Source organism: Gabonibacter chumensis, assembly GCF_024741215.1.
GTDB lineage: Bacteria > Bacteroidota > Bacteroidia > Bacteroidales > Marinifilaceae > Gabonibacter > Gabonibacter massiliensis.
In genome coordinates this window covers 202,136-226,606 of sequence record NZ_JANSKB010000002.1, presented here as the reverse complement: position 1 = coordinate 226,606, position 24,471 = coordinate 202,136, and the positions used below count along the sequence as shown (strand labels likewise).

Sequence of the window (24,471 nt, the reverse complement as noted above, 5' to 3'; positions counted from 1 at the left end):
AGTTTTTCTATACAAACGAGAAAAAAGAGACTCCATTTTGGTAGAATCAAAAACAAGCATTATATTTGCACCCGCAATACAAAACTGCTCTTTAAAATTTTGGTGTGGTAGTTCAGCTGGTTAGAATACATGCCTGTCACGCATGGGGTCGCGGGTTCGAGTCCCGTCCGCACCGCGAAAAAACTCTAAGTTAGTTAAAATAACGACTTAGAGTTTTTTTTATAATAAGATACGCTTACGATATCATCCGTTTACTTGTCATCGTGTTTTTCCGTATAATAGATAATCATTTGATCGTTCTCGTAAATATAATGCGGAGGTATTCGAGAAGAATACCTCCGCCATAAAATCGAAATCAGAAATTCCCTTTCCGTTTCTTCACTTCATCCACGAGTTTTGAAAAGGATTTATCCTTTTTACGCTTTTCATGCTCCGAAGCAGAGAAGCGCCATGCTTCCCGTCAGTTCGCATCGAAACAGCCCATTTTCGGAAATAATCTCGTAACACGTGCGGTGCACGACGGTCACACGACCAGGAGTAAGAGCTCTACGCGTAGGTTCTTGTTTCAGTCGGTTTAACTTATCGTTCCAACCATAAGCATTTAAATCAGTCATAACCCGATCTTTTTTGCAATGAAAAATACATAACCGTAAAACTCCTTATACCGGTAGTACAGCCCCTCCTCGTAACGTTCAAAAGCAACAAATCCTTCGGCGGCCTTATTGCCGGCATATTTTTTTAAGAATAATTCCCGAACAGAAATCTGCGGAATGTAATAATGTTCCGTCCAGCAATTTTCCGGCAGGACAAAGCTGGCAACAGGGATATAACCGGCTTTCTGAATCTGGGCTATTTTACGGGGAATCGTATCTATCTCCGGATAAGCCTCCATCCAAAAATCACCGATTTCCGACGGACGTTTCTCGGTGAACCATGATACTTCCGAAACGGCAATATATCCTCCTGGCTTAAGAAACTCTCGCCATTCATTCAATCCCCGTTCAAAGCCGATATGATAAATCGCTCCTTCTGACCAGATCAGGTCCAATTCTTCCTTTCCGAAAGGAAGATTAGACATGGAGCCGACAATTCCTTTCACTCGATTTTGCAACCCCAATCTACCGGCATTCCGATTGAAGATACGGATGAAATCGGGACACAAATCCAACCCGGTAATTTGCCCCTGAACAGCCCCGGCAAGTATCATTGTCTGTCCGCCCGTACCGCAACCGATGTCCGCAACAAGGGATTCATCGGTAAGGTTATCTATAAAACTCAATGCTTTAAGAGTTATTTCAGGACTTCCGGGTCCTTGACGTTCTGTATTTAAAAAATAATCACAGATCAAATTATAGTCGAACGCATGAATAGACTGATTGAGCGAGGAGGGAACAAATGAGTTCGCCTGACCGAACATGAGGTCACCGGAGTTGTTTCCAAGTATTTTATTTTCGTTACTCATTATCTGTATGTATGTAGCATACAAGCAAAAACATAACCATGCTTTCATCATTGTACGCAAATTAAAAACTGAAATTATATATAATAGAAATGACCCTCGAAAAGGTTATCCGAGAGCAACGAAAGGACAATCTGTACAGAAAGTGCAGATTGTTTACGACACCAAATCCGATTTATGCAAAGTTTTTACCATGTCGTAAAGGTAAGAAATATTTCTTTTGACAAAAAATATATCGCCAACAAAAAATCACGGATAATATTACCATAATTACGGATTATGCCTCCCAATCGCACTCTAACGGGCATGAAAGGCCGAATGACATAGCGACCGGAAGAGCCCTGGACCAACGACATTGTAAATTATAGAGCCGAATAACCCGAGCGAGCAGCCTGAGGTATAAACCCATACTTGGGATAGTATTCTTTGTAGCCTCCTACAAAAACGAGATTAGCCCCTCTCTCCCGTAACAATTGAATTCCCGCTTCTATCAACATATCACAACAATCCATTGAAACGATTCAATACGCAAAAAATTTCTCCCAAGGCCAAACCGCCATTAAAAGCAACCGCATAGTTCTGAGTATCACTCACATCTTCATCGAAATGTCCCAAACGATCGGTTATCGGTGAAAGAAAAATGACCGGACACTCCGTAGAAACCCTGACTATACCATGAGTTGTCTCGATAGACTTCAATTCGTAACCCAATGGAGCGATCGCCTCGAAATGTTGCTTAGCTATCTTATCTTGATTATCGTATTCCTGGTAATCCGTTATATTAATAGAACTTACAGCAGAGAAGCCGGGCAATATTTCACAGGTAAATCCCCAAGTTGCCGGAGCATTGGAAGGCGTGATAAACTTTTTCACGGCGGCAGGTCCGCATTCCCGATTAATGGTATCGAGTAAAGCGGAGCTTATGTGCCCGGTAAGTAATTGTCCCTCGTAAGGAGTCTGCAAGTTACTTTCCGGATTATCCGGATGACCGTTATGAATAAAAAAGTTCGTTCCCAAATATACCGATCCGTTTGCCGAAAATCTCGATCCTTCCTCTACCGGATAATTGGCTGTACTCACGCTAATAACCAGTTGGGGATTACATTTGGCAATAACGGACGGTAAAACCCGATATTTTTCCTCGGAACTGGAACTATTTACTTCCGGAGACATCAGATCCTCAATACACCAAATGGAAATTTCAGTACAATTCCGTTTATCGGGTGATAAACGAAAAATAGCCCGAGGCGTATCCATCTTATTATCGCCATCCTTGGGAGTATCGATATACTCTGGAAAAGGAAGAGTAATAGGACGTAACTTAGGGTTTGTCAATGCACTCAATACCGGTTCTATTTCCCAATTTTTATTCACCAACACCATAACGATTTGCTTGCTCATAACACCTTTATTTTTAATTATACATTTACTTCTGTTCATAACTTTTTCATTTCGAGAAAAGCAATCTTGATCCACACGGACCTATTCTCCTCTCGACCCGGTTGGATAGACACATACGTCGAAACGGAAAACAATTTATCTCAAAACGACACAACAGGCTTATTATCAATATCATAAAAAATTTATTTTCCAAACATGGAATAAATAACAAACAAAATAAATTCACCACATCAATGAATGTAAAAATACGTAATCAATAATTTGATTGCAAATAATTAAGCCAATATTTATATTATTTTAGAATAATAACGATCATCATGCATCTATTTTGATATAACAATAAGCTCTATTTCTTTCAAAAAAGAAACACACCTTATATGATTTCATTCTTTTTCCATTCGAAGAATAGTTATGGAGCCGCGTATGCTTTAGGAATAGATTCTTCCTACGATTGCATTGATATTGTAATCAGTTCATTGGTATTCCACCACATAGAATCGTTCGAAGAAATATGTAAAAAAGTCATTCCGGAAACGGAGAATGAGTTTCGCGTAAATATGACGCTACTTATCTCTGTTCTAAAAAAATAAATCAAGAGGACAATCCTTTGATAAAAAGAGTAATACCATCAAAAATCATCTGTAGACCGATTGTTGCCACAATTAAGCCGATAATCCGGATCAAAGGATTCATAAAATTATATTTTATCAAAAAATTCCCTATCCGTCGAGCTTCCAGCATAAAAAACAGATTTACTCCCAAAGCAAGAAGGATGGCAATAATGGTGATCTCCCTACCGTATTGCACGGGAAAGGTTACAGCAGCCGTAATCGTAGCTGGACCAGCGATCATAGGAATAGCGATCGGGACCGTTGTCAGGTCGGCAATTTTTATATTTTCATCGACTTTCAGGAAAAATCCCTTCAACAGACCGGATAAACCGTTATACATCAACACGGCACCGCAGGTAATCTGAAAAGAGTACAGCTCTACCCGAAACACATAACTAAACGTTATCTCTCCTAAAAACAGGAAAAAAATCAAGATCATGGCCGCCGTAATCGTTGACTTGATGGAGATATATCGTAATTCTTTAGGAGAAAACCGCTCCTGCAAGGTCGTAACGATCAAAACTTTCTGGACAGGATTAACCAAAGCCAAAAGAGCGACAATACAACTCAATATCAATTTTACTGTCATAATAATCCTTATTTACGCGAACGACAATTACGTTTGCCTTTCACAAAGGTAGGGATAAATTACCCATTCCCTATACTTATTTTCAAAAATCATTTAAGCCCTATTTAACACTTGAAGTTCTCCTCCTTTCCCAATCCCTTCTAATAAAATTAAAATTAACATAAAGTTCATTTGATAAAATAAAAAGCTATGCAGCAATCCGAAATAATATATTACTTTTGAGATCGGAATTTTACGAAAGCAATGGGAAAATTTATATTTTTATACCTGATTTTTATTCTATCTTTTTCAGTGTCCGATATTTTTTCGGACTCTTTTGAGGGTTCAAAAAATAAAATGGACGAATTGTTCGACTTGGAACAACTCTCCTCGTTGGACTCCGAATCCACTACTATTCATCCTTATTCAGAACAACACGGAATCACGTCAAAAGCAGGTCTAAAGAGTTCCACCAACCGAAGAATCGGTTGGTATAAAACTTCTCATTTTAAATCAATAAACCGGGAAACTATCATCCAATCCAAAGTTTTCTCTTTTCTCGAACGTCTGTCCTTCAAAAGAGAAAATTATATCCATGTGCTCACGTCCCGTTATATAAACGGATTTTATATTTATTCGCTGAAAAAACTCATCGTCTAACAAGAGTTCCCTCTTTTTACGAGTGATGTTGAACATAAATAATAAGCGAAATAAATGATTTATGACAGATGGACTTCAGACCATTCTCGATTGGTATCTTCAAAATATAAACTATTGGAGCATCATTATGTGTATGACTATTGAAAGTTCCATACTCCCGTTTCCTGCCGAATTGATCATCCCTCCTGCAGCATGGAAAGCCGCAAACGGAGAATTGAACCTGATCGGAATCATTTTGACGGGAAGCATAGGGGCCGTTTTAGGAGCTCTGTTGAATTACCTTCTTGCCTGCACATTAGGTCGAAATTTTATTTATACCTTTGCCTCTACCAAATACGGTAAATGGTGCATGATTTCAAAAGAAAAAATAGAAAAATCAGAACAATACTTTCTCAAATATGGCAACAGTTCGACATTTATAGGGCGGTTGACTCCGGGAGTCAGAAGTTTTATTTCCATTCCGGCAGGTCTTGTAAGAATGCCCTTAAAAAGTTTCATTATTTACACCTTCCTCGGAAGCTGTGTCTGGAACACTATTCTCGCTTTGGCAGGTTATTTTTTATATTCACAACAGGAGTTATTGCAACACTATTTTATCGAATTAAGTATAATAACCTCAATCGTAGGAATCGTCTTTTTGGGATTTTTAATTATACGTGGTATTCGTAACAAAAAAAATAAATAAGCAGCATGGAATCAAAAAAACATTATACAGGTTTAACCGACGCACAGGTGATAGAAAGTCGCCGAAAACACGGGGCAAACATATTAACACCTCCCAAAAGGGAATCCCTGTGGCAAATATTCATCGATAATTTTAAAGACCCTGTCATACGTATTTTATTGATAGCCGTTTTTCTGTCCGGAGGCATTGCCATAGCCATGTACCTATCGGAAGATGTCATCGAAATCGCAGAAACCATCGGCATTGCAGCAGCCGTATTACTGGCAACGGGAGTTGCGACCTGGTTTGTTTGGGATGCCAACAAAAAATTCGATGTTTTGAATCAGATAAACGACGATACGTTAGTCAAAGTCTTCCGGAATAATAATGTTCGGGAGGTTCCGAAAAAAGAGATCGTCGTGGGAGATATTGTTATCCTAGAACAAGGAGAAGAAATCCCCGCGGACGGAATCTTACTGGAGGCCGTTTCTTTACAAGTAAATGAATCCAGTCTAACGGGTGAGCCCATTACTGCCAAAAGTGTAATAGAAGAAGAATTCGACCGGGAAGCTACCTACCCTACCGATCACGTTATGCGCGGCACAACGGTAGCTGACGGACATGGTATCATGGAAGTGACTGCCGTGGGAGACCTGACGGAGTTCGGTAAAGTCGCCGAAAGATCTACAGAAAAAAGCGAAGAGCTGACTCCTTTGGACAAACAGTTAGAGGTATTGGCAAAATTTATCGGTATCGTCGGTTTTTGCGGTGCAATCGTGACCTTTACGATTCTTTTCATAAAAGGGCTTTTCTTCAATCCGGCGTTTCCTGCCCCTTCTTTAGGACAACTGGGGCTGATCGGAGCCGTTATAATCACGGCTGTCATCATGTTAGCTAAAGTATGGATACCTGTCATATATGATGTGTACGAATTACGGGGAATAAAAAAAGAGATGCCCGCATCCGTCGAAAAAGGGAGCTGGGGACGATGGATACTGTACGCTTTGGCTGCTTTGGTTATCATGTTGGGTGTCGGATTATTATTCGGGGTAAAACCATGGGATCCATATGCATGGGTATCTCTGACCGTAGGTAAAAAAATACTCTCGGCCTTTATGGCTTCCGTCACGCTGATTGTCGTAACTGTTCCCGAAGGCCTACCGATGAGCGTTACCCTCAGCTTGGCATTAAGTATGCGTAAAATGTTAAAATCAAACAATTTGGTAAGAAAAATGCATGCCTGTGAAACCATGGGCGCAACCACGGTTATTTGCACGGATAAAACAGGTACTTTGACTCAAAACCAAATGACTGTTTACCAAACTAATTTTTACGGTTTGGAAGAACAGAAGACCGGCGATAATGAAATAACACGGCTTATTTTCGAGGGTATTGCCGCCAACACAACGGCTTTTCTCGATTTATCCGAACCGGGAAAAATAAAAACACTGGGAAATCCTACCGAAGCGGCTCTTTTACTTTGGCTAAACCAACGAAACACCGACTATTCCGTACTAAGAGAAAACGTTCGCATTATCGATCAATTGACCTTTTCGACAGAACGTAAATACATGGCAACACTCGTGGAATCCCCCCTGATCGGGAAACGTGTATTGTATGTAAAAGGAGCTCCGGAAATTGTTTACTCTCATTGCAAAAACGTACAAACAACCGGTGGTCTGAAATCAACGGCAGATCTCCAAACGACAGTAAATACGCAATTATCCGAATATCAAAAACAGGCGATGCGTACTTTAGGTTTCGCTTACCAGATTATCGACGATAACGACTCCCATTTCCATGAAGGACGTCTGTACCATACGGAATTAACTTTTTTAGGCATCGTTGCCATATCGGATCCCATACGGGAAGAAGTTCCCGAAGCTGTAAAACGTTGTTCCGAGGCTGGCATCAAAGTCAAAATGGTGACGGGAGACACTCCCGGTACAGCAAAAGAGATCGGTTCACAAATCGGTCTATGGACAAATCAAGATACCGAACGGAATCACATTACCGGCAGCGAATTTGCTCAATTATCCGATAAAGAAGCATTGGAACGCGTTCTGGACTTAAAAATCATGTCCCGCGCCCGTCCGACAGATAAGCAACGTTTGGTACAGTTGTTACAGCAAAAAGGGGCTGTCGTGGCCGTTACCGGAGACGGAACGAATGATGCTCCCGCCCTGAACCACGCACATGTGGGCCTCTCCATGGGTAGCGGTACTTCCGTTGCTAAAGAGGCCAGCGACATTACGCTGTTGGATGACTCGTTCAGCAGTATCGCAACAGCCGTTATGTGGGGACGTTCCGTGTATCAAAACATACAACGTTTCATCCTTTTTCAGTTAACCATTAACGTGGCCGCTTTAATCATCGTGTTACTCGGATCTCTATTAGGTTCCGAATTGCCACTTACCGTCACCCAAATGTTATGGGTAAACTTGATCATGGACACTTTTGCTGCAGGAGCTTTAGCCTCACTTCCTCCCAATCCGGAAGTGATGAAAAGAAAACCGAGAGATTCGAACGCCTTCATCATCGTTCCTCAAATGAGAACGTTGATTTTAGGAACAGGCTTTATATTTGTTATCATCCTATTGGGACTTTTGTACTTCCTGTCAAACTACGCCGGAGGCATAGACGCCAATACCCCGGAAGGTCTACGAAATCTGACTCTATTCTTTACGGTATTCGTAATGCTTCAGTTCTGGAATATGTTTAACGCCAAAACCTTTGGAACAAACAACTCCGCCTTTAAAGGATTATTTAAAAGCGAGGGTTTTCTTATTGTGGGATTGGCTATTGTTATCGGACAAATATTAGTCGTCAACTGGGGTGGAAGCGTGTTCAGAACCGTTCCCCTAAGCTGGAACGAATGGATATGGATTACTCTCTCAACCTCTTTCGTTCTATGGATCGGCGAACTATTCAGAGCTATAAAACGAATAAAAGAAAAAACATTACATTAAAATGAATCTCATAATACATGAATAGTTGGTATGTCAAATACGGAATAACATCTCTACAACAAGATTAAAATCTATTTTTTAATATTACAATTAAAATGGAAATCATCATTATATTAGCCTTGATATTATTGAACGGTATACTGTCAATGTCCGAAATTGCGATGGTATCCGCACGTAAAACCCGTTTGGAGACAGAAGCGAAACAAGGAAATAAATCGGCAAAAACAGCCTTAGAATTAGCTCAGGAACCGGATCGTTTCCTATCCACGATCCAAATAGGCATCACCTTAATAGGAATCCTTACCGGTCTTTACTCCGGGGAGACGTTAGCCAACGATTTTGCTTTACTCCTCTCCCGGATAACGCCCCTCGATGCTCACGCCCTGACAGTTTCCAAAGGAATCATCGTGGTCATAGTGACTTATCTTACCTTAATCTTAGGAGAGCTGGTTCCTAAACGCATCGGCATGAATGCCGCAGAAAAAGTAGCCAAGATCGTGGCTCCCGTCATGACTTTTCTCTCTAAAATAGCCTCTCCTTTCGTGTGGTTACTATCCGCCAGCACAATACTGGTAACGAAAATCCTGGGACTAAAAGAATCCAAGGACGGGAAAGTAACGGAAGAAGAGATAAAGGCTATTATTAAAGAAGGAAAGGACGACGGGGAGGTTCAGGAAGTAGAGCAAGACATCGTGGAACGGGTTTTCAACCTCGGAGACCGGAACATCGGTTCCATCATGACTCACCGCAGTGATTTGGTCTGGCTAGATATTACCGAATCCAACGATCAAATCCGGAATATCGTAAATAAGCATCTTTATAATATTTACCCCGTAGCCGATTCAAAATTAGACAACATCATCGGTGTCGTCTATTTGAAAGACCTGTTCGGAAAGATTGATTTACCGGATTTCAATTTAGAAAAAATCATCCGTCCGGCTCAATATTTCCCTAAAAATCAAAGTGTTTACAATGCTTTGGAACATCTGAAAACAGAACACCTGAAATACGGACTGGTCACGGATGAATTCGGAAGCATCGAGGGGATTTTCACCTTGAAAGACATTCTGACTGCTCTTATCGGGGACGTGCCCGAAATAGGAGAAGAACCGGATATCATCCGTAGGAACGACGGGTCATACCTGATAGACGGTCAATGTTCTTTCTACGATTTTCTGGCTTATTTCGACATGGAAGAGTTATATCCCAACCATTATTACAACACGGTAAGCGGGCTAATTTTAAAAATTCTGGAACACGTACCTAAAACAGGGGAACAGTTATCCTGGCTATGTTTCGATTTGGAAATCGTGGATATGGACGGGGCCAGGATCGATAAAATATTAGTGAAACTGAACTCTCCTCTTTTATCCGAATAACCCTATCGTTCAACGAGTAAATCGAAACTCGCCTCGATTTACTTGTTGAACCAGTCATTTGTAAAATAACTCACAATTCTCAGCCACCTCCGCTTCAGAAAGTTGGTATACTTCAGATACCGGAAAGGGAATGCGGTTACGTTCAACCATCAATTGCACAAAAGCAATGGTCAAAGTCTGATCTACCCAAACCTCTAAAAAAACATCACTATTTTCCCTTGCCTCATAATCTAAAAGTTTATAAAAGCTTCTCTCCTTCAACCATTGGAAATACTGTTCCATCCCTTCCCGAACAAGTACCACTTTCTTTATTAAAAACACCCCCTTAGATACGGTATAAATATATTTTGCCTTGGTTTGTACGAAAATAAATACTCCTCCGCATACCACACTAAAAGAGAGTACGGAAGCAAACATTAAAAAAGGAGAACGCTGCATTCTTTGAGACAAATAATGAATGGCAACCAATGCTATGATGCCGATTACGATTAATAACAGAGGTATCATATAGCCCTCATTTTTCTTTACGACCTTTCCTTGCGTAAGAGATATAATTTGATCTTTTATGAATTTATATTCTTCCATTCTTTTTACATTTTATTATTTAGTATCACAACAAATATCACCGCATATTATTCTTGTTTTATCAAAAATAATTACGCCATCAGCATAAACTAAATAATCAATTTCTGCAAAAAGAGCAGATAACCGCGTTGTCGACCGCGTATCGAAAGATAAAAAAGAAATTTGGTAGCGAAGGATTTTTTTGTCTGGCTTCCCGTATTGACAACTATCCCGTTTCTAAAAAAAGAAGGGCTTGAATCACCCTGTTCCCCTAACTCTGCACCATTTATATGCATTCCCTGCAATATGCCCGAAATCGTAGGAATTCCAATCGTCCCCGTCGCTTCATAGCATACCGTTTTTTCCGTTCCGATCTTTAGGTCATAATCGTACCCGCTTACACCTTCTTCTAAGAGAAGTAAGCAAAAAAAGAGAGAAAACAAACTATAAATCCAACCTTGTTTCATGCACACAATCGGACTGAGATTAGGCATTCAAAGTTAAAAAGAATTCCATTGGTTTCCTAAATATAATCTATAAAATAAGCATATACCACAAGTCATCGATCAAAAAACGAAAAAACAAGAGATGCCGCGATTAGGAGATTAACAAGATCGAATCACCCAATCGCAGAATCATCCAATCACAGACCGCATTTATGTTCTTCTCCCTCGTGGTGATGACACCCTATTCCAGAATCGAGAACAAAACCTTTCAAATAAGAGTCGGCCAAAATACGGACATCCCCTTTACAACCGCGGAAAACTTTAATACCTTGATTATTCAGTACATTTAAAGCTCCGTCCCCCATGTTGCCTGCCAACATCACGGTTACTCCTTTCTCTCTTAACACGGAGGCAATATTCGATTTACAACCGCATCCTTGCGGAGCAGCAAGCGTCTCCGTTTTCATAATATTCTTTTCTTCATTCACCGTAAAAATGGTGTAATACTCACAATGTCCAAAATGGTCATCCACCATATTGGCTCTCGTCGGAATTGCAATTTTCATGATTTTTTTCTTTTTCTGTTTTTAAAATAAGTTTATGATGAGGCCCGTTTTCCCGTATCATTTTCCCGTCACAGGAAGGGCATTTTGTCTCCCGGCAAGGCTGTCCCTTAACATGAGGGAGCCTTGTTCCGCAATGCACACAAATACAATAGGCATCGCTACATAAAGAAGCCTCCGGCTTATTTAATGCCCGTAACTTATTCGACCGGCAAAAACGACAACAGGTTACAGGCTCTTTTTCTACCATAATTTTCCGACAAGTATCACATCGATACCAATAATAATCGATGTGGTAATCCCCACCCTCTATAAAAATAACTTTTCCCTCCACCAAGGCAGTTGCTATTGTCCGCCGGGCTTTCTCGTATATACGTGTATAGGTAGGCCGGGATACGCCCATTTGTAATGCCGCCTTTTCCTGAGGTAAAAGTTCATAATCGCTTAACCGGAGAGCCTCATATTCCTCAAACAGCAAAACTTCCGGATCCAGATCCGTCATGGGCAATCCAAAAGGCTTGAAACCTTCCATCAAAGGAGGATTCTTTATCACTCGGCTACGTTTCGGTCTTGACATAACTTTATTTTGGAACAAAGATAATTCTTTTTATGAACATATGTTCATAAAAACACCAATTAACACGGATTATTCTTCCATTTTTAAGTCGCGCGAATAGAAAAGAATTTCACTCCTTTTGTCAATTGACGGGGCAACTACCGGTTCCCGCGTAGTCTCTTCCTATTTTACCGTCATATTCCGGATGTCTTCGCAACCAGGCTACCGCGTAAGAACAGGTCGCAACCGGCCGCAAATCATGCTTTGCGGCATAATCATAAATATATTTAACCAAAGCCGCGGCTATACCCCTTCCCCCGATTTCCGAAGGAACTATCGTATGTCTGACATCCAACTCCCCGTTTTCTATCACATAGGTGACATAAGCCACACGGCCGTCCACAACCGTCTTAACCGTACGATTCTCCGTATCATGTATTATTTCCATAACATAAACGATTAAAATTACATGACAAAATATAACGACAACCGACAATCGATGATCACAAATCGTAGCATTTGGAATCAAAACGATTCCATGATTAACGGATTAGGCTTCCCTCCCGCAGATTTTGCAGGCATGGAAAGTGCTCCTCCTATCTAAAATCGCTTGGTATACCCATGACAATAAGGAAGAGAACCTTTCCGGTTATAGTAATTTTGATGATAATCCTCGGCTGGCCAAAAAGTTGCGGCGGGTGAAACCAGTGTTACGACCGGATAACCTTTCGTTTTCAGCTGTTCGATCAATTTCTCGGCAACCTCTTTTTGTTGAGGATTCATATAAAATATTTCGGAACGATATTGTTCTCCCCTATCGGGCCCCTGACGATCCAACTGGGTAGGATCATGGATTTCGAAAAAAAGTTTCGCTAACGCCTCATAGGTCGTTTGGGAAGCATCGAAAACCACTCTGACAGCCTCTGCATGTCCCGTGTTTTTCCGGCAAACATCTTCATAAGTAGGATGATCCGTTTCACCCCCTATATACCCTGATTCTACGGTCAAAACTCCGGGAGCTTTCTGCATAAAATATTCCACCCCCCAGAAACATCCTCCCGCAAAAATGGCCGTATCGGTTTTCAGCTCCCGATCAGGAATAAATTCCATAGAGATCGAATTTACACAGTGCCGGGTATTTTTAGAAGTAAAACCTTCCCCCACAAATACATGTCCCAAATGCGCACCACATCCGGCACACAAAATCTCTGTCCGTCTTCCGTCCGCATCCGTAACCCTTTTTATCGCTCCTTTAATTTCGTCATCGAAGCTGGGCCATCCGCACCGGGAATCAAATTTATCTTCCGAACGGTACAATGAAGCCCCGCATTGTTTGCACGCATAGGTTCCTTTTTCTTTAAAATCATAATATTTGCCCGTGAAAGGTAATTCTGTTCCTTTATGAATTATTACCTGTTTTTCCGCTTCGGTCAATTCTCTTTTTTGTGCCATAACCATATAGTTTGCCAATATCAATACAAGAATCACAATTCTTCTCTTCATCGTTGCTATTTCTTCATTACGTTATATTACAAAATTAGTTCAATTTACCCGCAAATAAAATAAACCAGTTTACTATTTCAATTTATTTCAGTAAAATAAACAGTTCTTTTCTTGCTTATGCCCACACAATATGCTCATATTCCTTTCCTTTTTCGTACGTTTGCTCTTTTAATAATTCAAATTTTATCAATTTAATTATGGTAGTTGCATATTTACGAGTAAGTACAAACAGACAACATCTTGAGAATCAACAAGAGGAAATCAAGCGATTTGCGCATAACCGAGGATTGACCATAAACAAATGGTATAATGACATCATTAGCGGTAAAGTAAACAGCAGTGATCGGAAATTAGGAGATATTCTTAGCTCTCTGCAGGAAGGAGATTGCCTGATTGTCACCGAAGTCTCCAGACTAAGCAGGACGTTAATCGATATTATGAATATCATCAACACGTGCATACAACGTAAAATCATCTTACACAGTACGAAAGAAGGATATACATTCGAAAATAACCTGAACAGCAAAATATTAGGGTTTGCTTTCGGTTTAGTGGCTGAAATCGAGCGTAACCTAATCTCCATTCGAACCAAAGAAGCTCTCGCCGTTCGCAAAGCGGAAGGCAAAAAATTAGGACGTCCGATAGGAAGTAGCCCGCAATTAAAATTATTGATAGAAAACAAAGCTAAAATCATTGAAATGATGGACAATAGCATATCTTATAAGAAGATAGCCAAACAATACAAAGTATCCGTGTGTACTGTCAATCGATTTGTGAAATACCACGTCAACGCGGATAAATAGATGTGGTATTCACTTCAAAAAACAAACCGGATGATCTTTTGATTATATTTCCAAATTTTTCAGCAGTTTTTTATTTTTGCATCATATATTTAGAGCTATTATGTTAACAGAGCAAGAAAAAGAGCGGTACAATCGCCAAGTTATCCTATCTGAAATAGGAGCGGAAGGACAAGAAAAGATGAAACAAGCCAACGTCCTGATCGTGGGAGCCGGAGGACTGGGCTCCCCCGTTCTTCTTTATCTCACCGCGGCCGGTATAGGACATATCGGAATCATCGATAACGATCGAATATCCGAGTCGAACCTGCAGCGACAGATTCTTTACGATTCGACATGCGTCGACATGCCTAAAGCAGCTATTGCCGAACAAAAATTGGAGAAATTGAATCCTTTCTGTCGTTTCACGCTTTACGAAGCACGTCTTGTTGTTGAAAATGCTTCCGAGATCATTTCCCATTACGATATAGTCGTAGACGCAACAGACAACCTGACGACCCGTTATCTTATCGACGAGGTATGCAATATACAAAAGAAGCCCATGGTTTACGGAAGCATATGCGAATTTTCCGGACAGCTCTCTGTTTTTCACTATCAAGATGGTCCCTCTTACCGGAAACTATACCCTTACCACAACAACATTCAACACTTCACCCAACCTCTTGGGGTAATGGGAACTCTTCCGGGAGTCATCGGAACCCTCCAAGCCAATGAGGTCATAAAAATCATCCTGGGCAAACCGGAGGTCCTATCCGGCAAGCTTCTTTTGATTGATTTACTGAACATGAATTTTACAAAACTGAATCTTTAGAGCCAAATTCATTTTTTACCTGTATCGATTCAACAATTCGCGATCGACGATCCTGATGACTCGCTTATCCATTTTAATCCCTCCCTCCTCGATCAATTCGGCAAGCACACGAGCCAAAGAAGGGCGAGCCACCCCTAATACGTCAGCAATCTCCTGTTGACTGTGTCGCCCCTCCCGTTCTAATAAATAAGCAGCCAAACGTCCTTTCAAATTCCGTAAGGCAAACGAATTCAACTTCCGACTCAGAAATATACTACGATCGGAGATAATCCGCAAAAAATTTTGCATAACAACAGGTTCTTTCTGCATTAAGCCGACAAACTCTTCCCTATTAATAATCAATACTTCACAAGGGGTGACGGTTAAAATATTCACGGGAAACCTGTTATCCGTGGCAAAAATAAAAGCCGGGGCCAACAGACGGGGAGCCTCTATATCCTCTATCGTCACCTGTTTGCCTTCCCCGTTTACCATATGAGTACGTACCTTCCCCTCGTACAATAAATAAAGTGAATGACACAAAGAGTTTTGCAGAGCAACAAAATCATTCGGGGGATAAACGCGTAAAACAGCAGGGGTAGAACGCAAGAACTCTGTCAAACGTTCTTCTGGAAAATTCCGGAAAACAGGACTGGTCAGTAATTTCTCTATCTCCATAAACTCTTCATTTATGCAAATTTAGAATTTCCGACAGATAAAAAAGAAAATTCGACCTGAAAATTCTCTTTTGTAACAAATGTGACAATTATCCTTCTTGCAAGAAACGATCTTTGTAACATAAAAAAACAAAAAGGATGAAACGTACTATTATCAAAATCAATGAAGCTCTCTGCAACGGATGCGGTCTATGTGTAAAAGGTTGTCACGAAGGAGCCCTGCAGCTGATCGACGGGAAAGCCACCCTTATCAGCGAACTGTATTGTGACGGATTGGGTGCTTGCATCGGAGATTGTCCTCGAGGAGCCATTATTCAAGAAGAACGGGAAGCTGAGAAATACGACGAGAAAGCTGTTATAAAAAGACTGATTCCCAAAGGGAAAAAGGTAATCAAGGTTCACTTGCAACATCTTTCCGATCACAAACAAGTCGAATTTTTACGGGAAGCACACGAGGAACTCCGCCAACAAGGTATTCGCGATATTCCTATTCGTTCCGTCTCTTCCTCTCCTACCTTTTCCTGTCCCGGGTCAAAAACTCGATGTCTGGCACCCAGAACCTCCTCCACTATCGCCGAGAAAGAGGTCGAGAAGGGAGAACTGCGACAATGGCCGATACAATTGCACCTATTACCGCCGACCGCACCCTTTTTCCTGGACGCGGACCTATTGGTCGCCGCAGATTGTACCGCTTACGCCTTAGGCAACTTCCACAACCTATTCCTAAAAGAAAAACGGTTAGCCATCGCCTGTCCCAAATTAGACGACAAAGCCGGAATTTACACAGATAAAATCAAAGCCATCATAGATCAGGGAGGTATCAGCACCTTAACCGTCATGATCATGGAGGTTCCTTGCTGTAGCGGATTACTACGCGTATGCGAAGCAGCAAGAGGAAAAGCCGAAAGGAAAATTCCTTTAAAACTTATCAGGGTCGGTATCCACGGAGAGATACGAAAAACCCGATGGTTATAATTTATAATTACATAATAATACCTTAAAACTATGAAAAATACAATGTTTTGTTTTCAATGTCAGGAAACGGCTCACGGCACAGGCTGTACCCTTCGCGGGATTTGCGGTAAAGATAGTGAAACAGCCAATACGATGGATTTACTGCTGTTTGTCGTAAAAGGCATATCGATCGTACATAACGAACTACGAAAACACCTAACAAAAGGAGATCAACAGGTAAATAAATTTGTCATCGACGCCCTTTTCTCTACCATTACCAACGCCAACTTCGATCGACAAAGCCTCATCAAGCGAATCGAAAAGGGACTACAAATAAAAAGGCGGTTGATATCGCTTGCCATAGAAAAAAGAGTCGATCTTCCGGAAATAGAAGAGGTTTACTGGGAAGGAACAACCGATACTTTTTTCCTAAAGGAAAAAGAGGCCGGCATACTGAATGAAAAAAACGAGGATGTCCGCTCCTTGAAAGAACTTATCATTTACGGCATAAAAGGAATGGCAGCCTATTTAGCGCATACCATACGTTTGGGATTCGATGATGAATCCATCCATCGTTTCATTCAAGAAACCCTCGCGGATATAACTGTCCGGAAACTATCCGTAGAAATGCTAACCGCTCTCGTTATTCAAACAGGAGAATTCGGGGTAAAAGGAATGGCTCTTTTGGATAAGGCAAACACCGAACGTTTCGGCCATCCCGAAATAACAGAAGTGAATCTCGGTGTCCGTAAAAATCCCGGTATTTTAATCAGCGGACACGACCTGAAAGACATGGAAGAGTTATTGGAACAAACAGAAGGAAGCGGAATAGACATTTATACCCACGGAGAGATGCTACCGGCACATTATTATCCGGCATTTAAAAAATACAAACATTTCGCGGGAAACTACGGTAACGCTTGGTGGCGTCAACGAGAAGAGTTTGAATCGTTTCGCGGCCCTATCCTTTTCACGACCAACTGCATCGTGCCACCCTTGGTTTCCGCCTCCTACAAAGAGAAGATGTTTACCACGAACGCATCAGGATATCCGGGCTGCAAGCACATCGAAACCGACGAAAACGGTCATAAAGACTTTTCCGAAATGATACGGAAAGCCCGGGCATGTTCCGCACCACTGGAAATCGAAAAGGGTACTATCACCGGAGGATTCGCGCATCATCAGGTATTACAGGTAGCCGACAAGATCGTGGAAGCAGTAAAAAACGGTTCCATCCGCAAATTTGTCGTTATGGCCGGTTGTGACGGCAGGATGTCGAACCGTAATTATTACACCGAATTTGCACAAGCCCTACCGAAAGACACGATCATCCTCACGGCAGGATGCGCCAAATACCGCTATAATAAATTACAGTTAGGAGAGATCAACGGCATTCCCCGTGTTCTCGATGCCGGACAATGTAACGACAGCTATTCTTTGGCGATTATCGCCCTAAAATTAAAAGAAATTTTCAAACTTCAAGATATCAATGAATTACCTATCGTCTATAACATCGCCTGGTATGAACAAAAAGCGGTTATCGTCTTACTCGCCCTGCTTAGTTTAGGGGTAAAAAAGATCCATATAGGCCCCACCCTGCCTGCCTTTCTATCCCCCCGGGTTACCCGGACATTAACCGATACGTTCGGTATCGGTTCGATTACCACGGTAGATGAGGATATCGAGAACATGATATATAGCTGATTCAGATCCGGTCATAAAGTTATTCCGAGCCCCAATCGAACAGGAGATTCTGGCGAAACAAGTCATTCCGACAGGATCATCCTGTTACATAAAAACGAGATTCGTAAACGAATCTCGTTTCCTATCTTTTAAAAACAGATTCTACTTGTACCCCGGTTTTCCCAAAAGAGCAAACATATTATTCTTATAGGCTTCCACCCCCGGTTGATCGAAGGTGTTTACTCCCAGAATCCCGCCAGATATACCGCATGCCAGTTCATAAAAATAAAACAGTTGTCCCAAATAGTATTCCGTCAACTCGGGAATCCTGATCTGCATATTAGGAACACCCCCGTCGACATGGGCCAAACGGGTTCCCAATTCGGCCATCTTATTCACTTCATCCACCCGTTTACCGGCCAAATAATTCAATTTATCCAAATCCGACGCATCACGGGGTATTTGTACCTCGTATTTCGTTTTCTCAATGGAAAGTACGGTTTCAAACAAATTACGCCTTCCATCCTGTATATATTGTCCCATAGAGTGAAGATCCGTAGAAAAATCCACACTGGTTGGAAAAATACCTTTATGCTCTTTCCCCTCGCTCTCGCCGAACAATTGCTTCCACCACTCTCCCACGAAATGCAGTTTAGGATTATAATTTACCGTTATCTCCGTCGTATACCCCTTCTCGTAGAGAGCATTCCTCACGGAAGCGTAATCCATCACGATCTTACGCCCCTCGCCCAAGGCGTAGTTTTGCATATCGCCAGCTCCTTTAACCAAAGCCTCGATATCAAATCCAGCCATAGCGATCGGTAACAAACCTACCGGTGTAAGTACCGAAAAACGGCCTCCCACGTTGTCCGGAATAACAAAAGTAGCATACCCTTCCCGATCTGCCAATGCTCTCAATGCACCTTTTTTCTCATCCGTAATCGCCACGACCCGTTTACGGGCTTCCTCCTGTCCTACCTGTTTTTCCAACATTTCTTTCAATAAACGGAATGCAATAGCGGGTTCCGTCGTCGTTCCCGACTTCGATATTACACAAAGTCCAAAACTCTTATCAGCCAAATACCGTTGAAGTTCATACAGGTAATCTTCACTCAAGTTATGACCGGCAAAAACCACCTGCTTGCAACTGTCAAAACTCCCGGACATAGCCTCGATAACGGCCTTTGCACCAAGATAAGATCCTCCTATTCCGATTACGACTACGACTTCTGCACGTGATTTCAGATTTCGGGCACAATCGTTTATCTTTCTCAGTTCGTCATCTGAAATTTGTGACGGAAGAGTAAGCCAGCCTAAAAAATCGTTTCCTTTACAAGTACCTTTCATCACTCCTTCCAAGGATAAAACTGCTTTCTGGCGTTGAACATCAATCTCCCTTTCCGTTACAAAATTCAAAACTTTAGCGTAATCAAATTCGATGCGATTCATAGTAAGCATATTAAATTAATCTGAATTTTTCGCTTTTAGCATATCCCTGAAACGAGAGGCATTTTCGTAATCTTCATTTTTTACAGCCTCTTCCATCAAACGGGTCAACTCCTCAACCGACAGCTCCTGGTTAGATTCTGTGATCGCAGGTTCCAGGTCGTTTGCTTTAACCTCCTGCTCCTGCATCTCCTTCTCCGGAACAGAGATAGAGGTCTTTTCCACCACTTCGGGAGTCGTGTATATCGGACAACCGTATCTTAAAGCCAAGGCCACGGCATCCGAAGTACGCGCATCAATACGCAACTCTTTTTCCTCTTGCCTGAAAAGCAACTCCGAATAGAATATTCCGGCTTCCCAACGATAAATAAAAACCTCTTCCAAACTCACGTTCAACCCATCCGTTAACCGTTTGACCAAATCATGAGTAAGCGGGCGTTGCGTCTGGAGATGTTCCAATTGTATCGCTATAGATTGAGCTTCGGAAATCCCAATGATGATCGGAATCCGATACGTATCATTTAGATCGGAAAGGACTAATGCGTAAGCCCCTGACTGAGACATACTATATGATAATCCTAATATTTTTAATCTTACTCTATCCATATCGTCTAACTTATTTCAAACTTCGCAATAGTATCTGACAAACTAACGTCTATTACCCGATTTAGTTTCAAATTTAACGAATAAACTTACTTCCGTATGGGAGCCCGATAGATACGAGCCAAGCCACCCAAACTCGTTTCCCGGTATTTAGCTTGCATATCACATCCGGTTTGCATCATGGTTTCCACGACATCGTCGAAGGAGACCTTATGACGGCCGTCGGAAAACAAAGCGTAAATAGCGCACTCCCTGGCTTTTTGAGAAATAAAAGCATTCCGCTCTATACAAGGAATCTGCACGTATCCCCCTACCGGATCACAAGTCAATCCCAAGTTATGTTCAAATCCCATCTCTGCAGCATACTCTACTTGCATGGGTGTTCCGCCCAATATTTGTGCGGCTGCACCTGCAGCCATGGCACAAGCCGTACCCAATTCGCCCTGGCAGCCGACTTCCGCTCCCGATATCGAACCGTTCGTTTTTACGATATTACCGATTAATCCGGCCGTTGCCAACCCTTTAATGATCCGACGGTCACTAATATTCTGATCATGCTTTAAAAAGTAAAGAACCGCAGGAACGACTCCTGCAGATCCGCAAGTGGGTGCCGTCACGATACGCCCGCCGCCTGCATTCTCCTCCGCAACAGCCAATGCAGCGGCAAAAACCATTCCCATGTGTCGTAAAGTTCCCGCCGATTGCTGTGCCCGAATATGATAAGAACAAGCTTTCCGCGCCAACCGCAGATTTCCCGGTAACACGCCTTCATTCTCCAACCCATTGTGAATCGCCCCAATCATCACCTCCCAAACTTCCGCTAAATAATCGAATATTTCAGGTCCCTCATGCAGCTCCACGTACTCCACGAAAGAACGACCTTCCGCTTTACACCAGTTCAAAATATCCGTCATTTTAGTATCCGGATAAACCTCTTCTTCTTTAAAAGTCCCCTTTTCATCCCACAAGGTTCCCCCTCCCACACTATACACTTCCCATGAATCCGTAAGCCCCCCACACACGAAAGCCTCGAACAGCATTCCGTTCGGATGATGGGGAAGCGTTTTCTCCGGCTCCCAAATAATCTCGGTTTTTTCCGGATCATCGATCATTCGTTGAATGGCACTGTCCGTTCCATGCCCGCGTCCGGTAAGAGCCAAGCTACCGAATAAAGTTACCCTGTATAAATCGGCCTCCGGATTTTTCTCTTTAAAATACAAGGCAGCACGTCCCGGCCCCATCGTGTGACTGGAAGAGGGACCATACCCTATCCTGAATATTTCTCGAATTGATTTCACCTTATACCCATTTTAGATTTACGATTTTAAATTTCAAATTACAATGCTTTCTATCGATACGATCCTCCGAATGTTCCCTGTAATCCATTCTCAATCTTCAATAAAAAAAGCAGGCCTGTAAGCCGGGTTCCGTACCTTGCGGTTTCCATCATTTATCTAGTCTGCAGATCTCTCCACAGCTCAAGCGACCTACCCCCTAACATCAGCCGGGCCGGCCTAAGCGTTAGTGTACATGGTCTTGCAACTCGTGAGATGTACGGCTACTCCGGTTACCCGGAATACCGGTGGGCTCTTACCCCGCCTTTTCACCCTTATTCCACGGAGGGAACGGTTTTTTTCTGTTACATTACTATATCCTTTCGGATATCTTCCCGTTAGGAAGCACGATGCCCTATGTTGCCCGGACTTTCCTCTCTCCTTTTCAGGACAGCGATAGAACGGCCTGCTTTTATCATTTTCTATTTATTCATCGGACGATTTCACTTTATCATCTGACGCTCAGTTCATAATAGGATCTTCCGGAAAATTAGCCCAAATCTTATACCTCCCTCCCAAACTTCCCATGGATTGTTCCCACAATTGAGGGTTCGGCAACTGAAACAAAATCTCCGTTTCTATGTCCCCGACCATCCAGGAGTTTTCTTCCAACTCCCCTTGCAGTTGTTTTCCGTTCCAACCGCTGTAACCGGCAAAAAAACGCACGTCACCCGACGTCATTTTCCCCGATTTCAACCACTCGGCGAGCAGTCGAAAATTTCCTCCCCAATAGATTCCCTCCCTTATCATCAAAGCTCCGGTCAAACCGCTTTTCCGGTGAATATAATACAATTGATTTCGTTCCACGGGTCCACCTAAGTACACCGGTAACTCAATCCCTTCCAAACCTTTTACCAATTGGGAAGTGGTATACGGTAACGGCTTATTCAACACAAAGCCCACGCTTCCCGTTTCATCGTGTTCAACGATATAGACCACGGAACGATTAAAATAGTTTCCCTGCAAAAAAGGCTCTGCAATTAAAACCTTTCCGATCTCCACCCGATCACTATTGTGTCGTATCCTAAACAGATCTTGAAATTGTTCTTCCACGATATTCGCTTTAATTAATCAAATATAACCATTAAATTTGTATACCTATGTATCTACGCAAAGATAATACAATGTACAAAATATTCTTCATATTGCTGCTATCTTTATTTATGAACAGCCTTACTTCCGGACAAAGCAAGGTATTACCGGTTATCATCATCCAAAACGACACACTGCCCCATATACAACTACCCGAAGTATCGGTAATCGTCAGAAAAAGAAATCACAATTACTACGAAAGGCAACATCAAAAATACAATCGGACGGTCTACAACGTTCAGAAAGCGCTCCCGTACGCCAAGATCGCGGCTCGGAAAATCAATGAAATAGAACAAAAACTAAAAACCATCCACTCCGAAAAAGAGAAAAAAAGAGTAATAAAAGAAGAGTACAAACAGTTAATGAAAACCTTTAAACAACCCTTGATGAAACTTACCGTCACACAAGGTAGAATCCTGATACGCCTAATTTACCGGGAAACTCAAAATACCTCATTCCACCATATAAAAGAGTACAGAGGTAGTGTAAACGCTTATTTCTGGCAATCCATCGCTTTACTGTTCGGCAATAATCTGAAGGCGGATTACGAGCCCAACGGCAGAGACCGGGAGATCGAAGAGATCGTAAGGAGCATAGAAAAGGATCTCTATCAATAAAAGCACCCCTTGCTATTTGCATCATAAAAATAACAATCCCTCCTCTCTTATTTTTAGCTTTTAAAGATAGACTCCTCATTCCAAAAATTACTACTTTTGTAATATGAAATACGAAGACATCATAGCGGATTTGAAAAAAGGGAATTATGCTCCAATCTATTTTTTAAGCGGCGAGGAACCCTATTATTTAGATAAAATTAGCGAATGGGTTGAAGAACATATTCTTTCGGAAGAAGAGAAAGCATTCAACCAAGTCATTTTTTATGGAAATGACGTCTCTATGACCACGGTCACCGATACCGCAAGACGATTCCCCATGATGTCACCGCGTCAGGTTGTCATCGTAAAAGAAGCCCAAAACATACGGGACTTTGACAATCTCCTCCCTTACATCGATCATTTTCAGGCAACGACCGTACTTGTATTCTTATACAAGAATAAAAAACCGGATAAGAGAAAAGGAGTTTTTAAGAAATTGGGAAATACTAAAAATTGCGTCTATTTCGAATCCGCCAGGCTATACGAAAACAAAATTCCGGATTGGATCATCAATTATTGTAAAGAAAAAAAACGTATGATCACCATGAAGGCAGCAGGAATTTTAGCCGAAAGCCTGGGGAACGACCTGAGTAAAGTCGCCAACGAATTGGATAAACTCATGCTGCTACTGCCCGGAGGGGGAGAAATCAAAGAGAATCTGGTGGAAGAACATACAGGGATCAGTAAAGAATACAATACCTTTGAACTGATCAATGCCATTATTCGGCAAGATCATTTAAAAGCGAATCGTATTATCAATTATTTTGAGGCAAATCCCAAAAACAACCCGTTGGTATTAACCATAGCGACACTATTTAAATACTTCAGGGATCTATTGACCTTTCATTATCAGAAAAAAACGACCCCGAACCAACAGGAAATGGCCCGATTGCTCGGTATCAATCCTTATTTTATAAAAGATTACACGGAGGGAAGTAAAAAATACAACGCCATGAAATGCGCTAATGTCATTTCATGGTTACGGGAATACGACATGAAGTCTAAAGGGGTCGGGAACAGTAACATTTCAGACGGGGAACTATTAAAAGAGCTGATTTTCAAAATTATGCATTGATTATTAATTTCAGAGACC

Annotated in this window: 27 protein-coding genes, 1 tRNA gene, 1 other RNA gene and 1 pseudogene; 13 read left to right on the top strand and 17 right to left on the bottom strand. The window is 41.8% G+C overall.

Annotated elements, in window-relative coordinates; genetic code table 11:
- Positions 1-101 precede the first annotated feature (101 nt).
- Positions 102-175, top strand: a tRNA-Asp gene (locus NVS78_RS07565).
- A gap of 274 nt (positions 176-449) precedes the next feature.
- Here the strand turns inward: NVS78_RS07565 and NVS78_RS07560 are convergent.
- From NVS78_RS07560 to NVS78_RS07545, 4 genes and pseudogenes are all read right to left on the bottom strand, one after another.
- A pseudogene (locus NVS78_RS07560) lies at positions 450-614 on the bottom strand (ribosome small subunit-dependent GTPase A); the annotation flags it as partial.
- The gene (locus NVS78_RS07555) at positions 611-1,417 is read right to left on the bottom strand and encodes a class I SAM-dependent methyltransferase (protein WP_434802134.1); all 807 of its coding nucleotides are present in this window, start codon (positions 1,415-1,417) and stop codon (positions 611-613) included. The gene NVS78_RS07555 and the pseudogene NVS78_RS07560, both read right to left, overlap by 4 nt.
- A 404-nt stretch (positions 1,418-1,821) precedes the next feature.
- Positions 1,822-1,956: a GNAT family N-acetyltransferase gene (locus NVS78_RS07550; RefSeq protein ID WP_286358643.1), complete on the bottom strand. Its 135-nt coding sequence runs from the start codon at positions 1,954-1,956 to the stop codon at positions 1,822-1,824.
- Between the two features lies 1 nt (position 1,957).
- Entirely contained in the window at positions 1,958-2,860 is a 903-nt protein-coding gene (locus NVS78_RS07545; protein WP_286358642.1) for a hypothetical protein, read from the bottom strand.
- A 377-nt stretch (positions 2,861-3,237) separates the two neighbouring features.
- Between NVS78_RS07545 and NVS78_RS07540 the strand changes: the two genes are divergently transcribed.
- Positions 3,238-3,450: a hypothetical protein gene (locus NVS78_RS07540; protein WP_286358641.1), complete on the top strand. Its 213-nt coding sequence runs from the start codon at positions 3,238-3,240 to the stop codon at positions 3,448-3,450.
- Between the two features lies 1 nt (position 3,451).
- Here NVS78_RS07540 and NVS78_RS07535 read toward each other — a convergent pair whose 3' ends face one another.
- Positions 3,452-4,060 (bottom strand): MarC family protein, encoded by a 609-nt coding sequence (locus NVS78_RS07535; protein WP_041503880.1) that lies wholly within the window; start codon positions 4,058-4,060, stop codon positions 3,452-3,454.
- Positions 4,061-4,396: 336 nt separating this feature from the next.
- On the opposite strand from NVS78_RS07535, the gene NVS78_RS07530 reads away from it, so the two are divergent.
- The 4 genes from NVS78_RS07530 (at position 4,397) to NVS78_RS07515 (ending at position 9,711) form a co-directional block, all read left to right on the top strand.
- Positions 4,397-4,699 carry a hypothetical protein gene (locus tag NVS78_RS07530; RefSeq protein ID WP_286358640.1) on the top strand — a complete coding sequence of 101 codons (303 nt, stop codon included), beginning with the start codon at positions 4,397-4,399 and terminating at the stop codon, positions 4,697-4,699.
- A 61-nt stretch (positions 4,700-4,760) separates the two neighbouring features.
- Positions 4,761-5,384 carry a DedA family protein gene (locus NVS78_RS07525; RefSeq protein ID WP_286358639.1) on the top strand — a complete coding sequence of 208 codons (624 nt, stop codon included), beginning with the start codon at positions 4,761-4,763 and terminating at the stop codon, positions 5,382-5,384.
- A 5-nt stretch (positions 5,385-5,389) separates the two neighbouring features.
- Entirely contained in the window at positions 5,390-8,332 is a 2,943-nt protein-coding gene (locus tag NVS78_RS07520) for a calcium-translocating P-type ATPase, PMCA-type (RefSeq protein WP_286358638.1), read from the top strand.
- Between the two features lie 95 nt (positions 8,333-8,427).
- The gene (locus tag NVS78_RS07515) at positions 8,428-9,711 is read left to right on the top strand and encodes a hemolysin family protein (protein WP_286358637.1); all 1,284 of its coding nucleotides are present in this window, start codon (positions 8,428-8,430) and stop codon (positions 9,709-9,711) included.
- A 54-nt stretch (positions 9,712-9,765) separates the two neighbouring features.
- Here the strand turns inward: NVS78_RS07515 and NVS78_RS07510 are convergent, their stop codons facing one another.
- The 5 genes from NVS78_RS07510 to NVS78_RS07490 all read right to left on the bottom strand — a co-directional run bounded on the left by NVS78_RS07510 (position 9,766) and on the right by NVS78_RS07490 (position 12,288).
- A complete protein-coding gene (locus tag NVS78_RS07510) occupies positions 9,766-10,296 on the bottom strand; it encodes a hypothetical protein (RefSeq protein ID WP_286358636.1) in 531 nt (176 codons plus the stop codon).
- An 89-nt stretch (positions 10,297-10,385) separates the two neighbouring features.
- The gene (locus NVS78_RS07505) at positions 10,386-10,742 is read right to left on the bottom strand and encodes a hypothetical protein (protein ID WP_286358635.1); all 357 of its coding nucleotides are present in this window, start codon (positions 10,740-10,742) and stop codon (positions 10,386-10,388) included.
- Positions 10,743-10,918: 176 nt separating this feature from the next.
- Positions 10,919-11,287: a NifB/NifX family molybdenum-iron cluster-binding protein gene (locus NVS78_RS07500; protein WP_286358634.1), complete on the bottom strand. Its 369-nt coding sequence runs from the start codon at positions 11,285-11,287 to the stop codon at positions 10,919-10,921.
- Positions 11,247-11,861, bottom strand: a complete 615-nt coding sequence (locus tag NVS78_RS07495) for a DUF134 domain-containing protein (protein WP_286358633.1) — start codon at positions 11,859-11,861, stop codon at positions 11,247-11,249. The genes NVS78_RS07500 and NVS78_RS07495 overlap by 41 nt, the downstream gene beginning before the upstream one ends.
- A gap of 121 nt (positions 11,862-11,982) precedes the next feature.
- Complete coding sequence (locus tag NVS78_RS07490) at positions 11,983-12,288, bottom strand: GNAT family N-acetyltransferase (RefSeq protein WP_286358632.1); 306 nt, start codon at positions 12,286-12,288, stop codon at positions 11,983-11,985.
- Between the two features lie 21 nt (positions 12,289-12,309).
- Between NVS78_RS07490 and NVS78_RS07485 the strand changes: the two genes are divergently transcribed.
- On the top strand, positions 12,310-12,444 hold the full coding sequence (locus NVS78_RS07485; protein WP_286358631.1) for a hypothetical protein: 135 nt from the start codon (positions 12,310-12,312) through the stop codon (positions 12,442-12,444).
- Here NVS78_RS07485 and NVS78_RS07480 read toward each other — a convergent pair.
- Positions 12,441-13,298 carry a bifunctional methionine sulfoxide reductase B/A protein gene (locus NVS78_RS07480; RefSeq protein WP_434802133.1) on the bottom strand — a complete coding sequence of 286 codons (858 nt, stop codon included), beginning with the start codon at positions 13,296-13,298 and terminating at the stop codon, positions 12,441-12,443. The two genes, NVS78_RS07485 and NVS78_RS07480, sit on opposite strands and share 4 nt — an antisense overlap.
- Before the next feature lie 242 nt (positions 13,299-13,540).
- On the opposite strand from NVS78_RS07480, the gene NVS78_RS07475 reads away from it, so the two are divergent.
- On the top strand, positions 13,541-14,146 hold the full coding sequence (locus tag NVS78_RS07475; RefSeq protein WP_041503889.1) for a recombinase family protein: 606 nt from the start codon (positions 13,541-13,543) through the stop codon (positions 14,144-14,146).
- 100 nt (positions 14,147-14,246) lie between these two features.
- Complete coding sequence (locus NVS78_RS07470; protein WP_286358629.1) at positions 14,247-14,954, top strand: HesA/MoeB/ThiF family protein; 708 nt, start codon at positions 14,247-14,249, stop codon at positions 14,952-14,954.
- A gap of 15 nt (positions 14,955-14,969) precedes the next feature.
- Here NVS78_RS07470 and NVS78_RS07465 read toward each other — a convergent pair whose 3' ends face one another.
- Positions 14,970-15,611, bottom strand: coding sequence for a Crp/Fnr family transcriptional regulator (locus tag NVS78_RS07465; RefSeq protein WP_286358628.1), 642 nt, complete (start codon positions 15,609-15,611; stop codon positions 14,970-14,972).
- Between the two features lie 137 nt (positions 15,612-15,748).
- Here NVS78_RS07465 and NVS78_RS07460 point away from each other — a divergent pair, with 137 nt between their 5' ends.
- The gene (locus tag NVS78_RS07460; protein WP_286358627.1) at positions 15,749-16,585 is read left to right on the top strand and encodes an ATP-binding protein; all 837 of its coding nucleotides are present in this window, start codon (positions 15,749-15,751) and stop codon (positions 16,583-16,585) included.
- 30 nt (positions 16,586-16,615) lie between these two features.
- The gene (gene hcp, locus NVS78_RS07455) at positions 16,616-18,268 is read left to right on the top strand and encodes a hydroxylamine reductase (RefSeq protein ID WP_286358626.1); all 1,653 of its coding nucleotides are present in this window, start codon (positions 16,616-16,618) and stop codon (positions 18,266-18,268) included.
- A gap of 141 nt (positions 18,269-18,409) precedes the next feature.
- On the opposite strand, the gene NVS78_RS07450 is transcribed toward hcp, so the two are convergent.
- From NVS78_RS07450 to NVS78_RS07430, 5 genes are all read right to left on the bottom strand, one after another.
- Complete coding sequence (locus tag NVS78_RS07450) at positions 18,410-19,696, bottom strand: glucose-6-phosphate isomerase (protein ID WP_286358625.1); 1,287 nt, start codon at positions 19,694-19,696, stop codon at positions 18,410-18,412.
- 15 nt (positions 19,697-19,711) lie between these two features.
- Positions 19,712-20,299, bottom strand: coding sequence for a bifunctional nuclease family protein (locus tag NVS78_RS07445; protein WP_041503895.1), 588 nt, complete (start codon positions 20,297-20,299; stop codon positions 19,712-19,714).
- Positions 20,300-20,385: 86 nt separating this feature from the next.
- Positions 20,386-21,594, bottom strand: a complete 1,209-nt coding sequence (locus NVS78_RS07440) for an L-serine ammonia-lyase (RefSeq protein WP_286358624.1) — start codon at positions 21,592-21,594, stop codon at positions 20,386-20,388.
- Between the two features lie 102 nt (positions 21,595-21,696).
- An RNA gene (gene rnpB / locus NVS78_RS07435) (RNase P RNA component class A) lies at positions 21,697-22,043 on the bottom strand.
- Between the two features lie 49 nt (positions 22,044-22,092).
- On the bottom strand, positions 22,093-22,683 hold the full coding sequence (locus tag NVS78_RS07430; RefSeq protein ID WP_286358623.1) for a YqgE/AlgH family protein: 591 nt from the start codon (positions 22,681-22,683) through the stop codon (positions 22,093-22,095).
- Between the two features lie 71 nt (positions 22,684-22,754).
- On the opposite strand from NVS78_RS07430, the gene NVS78_RS07425 reads away from it, so the two are divergent.
- Positions 22,755-23,339: a DUF4294 domain-containing protein gene (locus NVS78_RS07425; RefSeq protein ID WP_286358622.1), complete on the top strand. Its 585-nt coding sequence runs from the start codon at positions 22,755-22,757 to the stop codon at positions 23,337-23,339.
- Positions 23,340-23,442: 103 nt separating this feature from the next.
- Positions 23,443-24,453, top strand: coding sequence for a DNA polymerase III subunit delta (gene holA / locus NVS78_RS07420; protein WP_286358621.1), 1,011 nt, complete (start codon positions 23,443-23,445; stop codon positions 24,451-24,453).
- Positions 24,454-24,471 lie beyond the last annotated feature (18 nt).